Source organism: Staphylococcus sp. EG-SA-2 (assembly GCF_017152085.1).
Genome location: NZ_JACYHC010000538.1, coordinates 1 through 3,574 on the forward strand (window position 1 = coordinate 1; position 3,574 = coordinate 3,574).

Annotated in this window: 4 protein-coding genes and 1 pseudogene; 3 read left to right on the forward strand and 2 right to left on the reverse strand. The window is 36.0% G+C overall.

Features of this window, described 5'->3' with window-relative positions:
• The 3 genes from IDG60_RS08975 to phnE (IDG60_RS08985) form a co-directional block, all read left to right on the forward strand.
• The coding region (locus IDG60_RS08975; protein WP_206160630.1) for a phosphonate ABC transporter ATP-binding protein at positions 1 to 500 on the forward strand (500 nt) is incomplete at its 5' end.
• A gap of 1 nt (position 501) precedes the next feature.
• Positions 502 to 1,302 carry a phosphonate ABC transporter, permease protein PhnE gene (gene phnE, locus IDG60_RS08980; protein ID WP_001127863.1) on the forward strand — a complete coding sequence of 267 codons (801 nt, stop codon included), beginning with the start codon at positions 502 to 504 and terminating at the stop codon, positions 1,300 to 1,302.
• A complete protein-coding gene (gene phnE, locus IDG60_RS08985; protein ID WP_000191092.1) occupies positions 1,299 to 2,114 on the forward strand; it encodes a phosphonate ABC transporter, permease protein PhnE in 816 nt (271 codons plus the stop codon). Before phnE (IDG60_RS08980) ends, phnE (IDG60_RS08985) begins: the two co-directional genes overlap by 4 nt.
• A gap of 128 nt (positions 2,115 to 2,242) precedes the next feature.
• Here phnE (IDG60_RS08985) and deoB read toward each other — a convergent pair whose 3' ends face one another.
• Positions 2,243 to 3,421 (reverse strand): phosphopentomutase, encoded by a 1,179-nt coding sequence (gene deoB, locus IDG60_RS08990; protein WP_000197811.1) that lies wholly within the window; start codon positions 3,419 to 3,421, stop codon positions 2,243 to 2,245.
• A gap of 27 nt (positions 3,422 to 3,448) precedes the next feature.
• A pseudogene (locus tag IDG60_RS08995) lies at positions 3,449 to 3,574 on the reverse strand (deoxyribose-phosphate aldolase); the annotation flags it as partial.

The window sequence follows — 3,574 nt, forward strand, 5'->3', positions numbered from 1 at the left end:
TAGTTAAACGGTCAAGTGTATTACGAAATGTACTAAGTGGACGTGTAGGTTATCACCCTACTTGGAAAATGGTATTAGGTTTATTCCCAAAAGAAGACAAAATTAAAGCAATGGATGCACTAGAACGGGTCAACATCTTAGATAAATATAATCAACGCTCTGATGAATTATCAGGAGGTCAACAACAACGTATATCTATTGCACGTGCACTATGCCAAGAATCTGAAATTATTCTTGCAGATGAGCCAGTTGCTTCATTAGACCCATTAACTACGAAACAGGTTATGGATGATTTAAGAAAAATCAACCAAGAATTAGGCATCACAATTTTAATTAACTTACATTTTGTTGACTTAGCAAAAGAATATGGCACACGCATCATTGGTTTACGTGATGGTGAGGTTGTCTATGATGGTCCTGCATCTGAAGCAACAGATGACGTATTTAGTGAAATATATGGACGTACAATTAAAGAAGATGAAAAGCTAGGAGTGAACTAACATGCCTTTAGAAACACCTACAAAGTATGACTCCCTTTTAAAGAAAAAGGTTTCTTTAAAAACGAGTTTTACCTTCATGTTAATCATTGTGCTTATCATTTGGAGCTTCATTTATACGGGGTTTAATTTTGGAGATTTAATGATAGGAATACCTCAAATAGGTGATCTATTCAAACAAATGATTCCACCTGATTTCGAGTATTTACAACAAATTACAACGCCAATGTTAGATACCATTCGAATGGCTATCGTAAGTACAGTATTAGGTAGCATCGTTTCAATACCAATTGCGTTATTATGTGCTAGCAATATCGTTCATCAAAAGTGGATTTCAATACCCTCGCGCTTTATTTTAAATATAGTTCGTACTATTCCAGATTTGTTATTAGCAGCAATCTTTGTGGCTGTATTTGGAATCGGTCAAATTCCAGGGATATTAGCATTGTTTATTTTAACTATCTGTATTATTGGAAAATTATTATATGAATCATTGGAAACGATAGATCCAGGTCCAATGGAAGCAATGACGGCTGTTGGCGCTAATAAAATAAAATGGATTGTTTTCGGTGTTGTACCACAAGCCATATCGTCATTTATGTCATACGTATTATATGCATTTGAAGTAAATATACGAGCTTCAGCTGTGCTTGGATTAGTCGGCGCTGGCGGTATTGGATTGTTTTATGATCAAACACTTGGTTTATTTCAATATCCAAAAACAGCAACGATTATTTTATTTACTTTAGTTATCGTCGTCGTCATTGATTACATCAGTACGAAAGTGAGGGCACATCTCGCATGACACAGGAAATAGCAAAATATAATGTTCACACAAAAGCACACAAACGAAAATTGATTAAAAGATGGCTTATTGCAATTGTCGTCTTAGCTATTATCATCTGGGCATTTGCAGGTGTACCAAGTTTAGAACTTAAAAGTAAATCATTAGAAATCTTAAAATCCATATTCAGCGGATTATTCCATCCTGACATCAGCTATATCTATATACCAGATGGCGAAGACTTATTACGTGGTTTACTTGAAACCTTTGCGATAGCCGTTGTAGGTACTTTCATCGCCGCAATTATCTGTATTCCATTAGCATTTTTAGGTGCAAATAATATGGTAAAGTTACGCCCGGTTTCAGGTGTTAGCAAATTTATTTTAAGTGTTATACGTGTCTTCCCAGAAATTGTAATGGCACTTATATTTATCAAAGCTGTTGGCCCAGGTTCATTTTCAGGTGTATTAGCTTTAGGTATCCATTCTGTAGGTATGCTTGGGAAACTTTTAGCTGAAGATATTGAAGGTCTAGATTTCAGTGCTGTAGAATCATTAAAGGCCAGTGGTGCGAATAAGATTAAAACACTCGTATTTGCAGTCATACCACAAATTATGCCTGCCTTTCTATCACTCATACTTTATCGCTTTGAACTAAACTTACGTTCAGCTTCTATACTGGGGCTAATTGGGGCTGGTGGTATCGGGACACCACTCATATTTGCCATTCAAACACGTTCTTGGGACCGTGTAGGTATTATATTAATCGGTTTAGTACTAATGGTCGCAATTGTCGATTTAATTTCCGGTTCAATCCGAAAACGTATTGTTTAACATTAAATCAGGATACTCCTAAATAAGAGGTCCTACCGTCACGTTTCTCTATTATAATAAAAACAGCAGTGAAGAAAACTATTGTTATAGTTAACTTCACTGCTGTTTTTATAATATCTAAATTTATTCTATTTCAATTCCTTTAAATAACTTTTACCGAACTCTGGTAATGTTACGTTGAAATTATCTGCTATAGTTGCACCGATAGAACTGAATGTAGTATCACTTTCTAGTGCATGACCACCTTTAAATTTCGGACTGTACATAATTACTGGGATATATTCTCTCGTATGGTCCGTACCTGGCGCTGTCGGGTCATTACCATGGTCTGCTGTAATAATTACTAAATCGTCTTCTTTTAAGTTGCTAAACAGTTCTGGCAAGCGATCATCGAAATCTTTAATTGCTTGTGCATAACCTGGTTTATCACGACGATGACCGTATAATGCATCAAAGTCTACTAAGTTTAAGAAGCTAATACCTGTGAAATCTTTCTTAACAATTTTCATCAATTGATCCATACCGTCCATGTTACTCTTCGTACGAACCGCTTCTGTTACACCTTCACCATCATAAATGTCATTAATTTTACCGATGGCAATAACATCATAACCACCGTCTTTCAAATGATCTAAGACAGTTTTACCAAATGGTTTTAACGCATAGTCATGTCGATTAGATGTACGTGTAAAGTTTCCTGGTTCACCAACATATGGACGTGCGATAATACGACCAATTAAATATTTAGGGTCTTTTGTCAACTCACGAACCTTTTCACAAATATCATATAACTCTTCTAATGGGATAATGTCTTCATGTGCAGCAATTTGCAATACTGGGTCTGCACTTGTATAAACAATTAAGTCACCAGTTTTCATTTGGTGCTCGCCCCACTCATCGATAATTTGCGTACCCGATGCCGGTTTGTTAGCAACAACTTTACGACCTGTCATTTCTTCAATTTGTTGAATTAACTCTTCAGGGAATCCATTAGGGTATACTTTAAAAGGTTGCATAATATTTAATCCCATAATTTCCCAGTGACCAGTCATTGTATCTTTACCAACTGAAGCTTCACTCAATTTAGTATAGTATGCTTCTGGTTGTTCAACTGCATTTACTACTGGTAATTTATCGATGTTCCCTAGACCTAACTTTTCAAGGTTTGGTAAAGTTTGATCGAAACCTTCTAAGGTATGTCTTAAAGTATGTGAACCTTCATCTTTAAAAACAGCTGCGTCTGGCGCTTCACCAATACCTACTGAATCCATTACGATTAAATGTACACGATTAAATGGTCTTGTCATAGCTATCACTCCCAAATTTTATATATATTAGTAATCTGAATCTGCTTCTAAACCTTGCATAATTTGAACGCCTGCGCTCGCACCAATACGTGTCGCACCTGCTTCAACCATTTTATTGAAATCTTCTAAATTACGTACGCCACCTGATGCTTT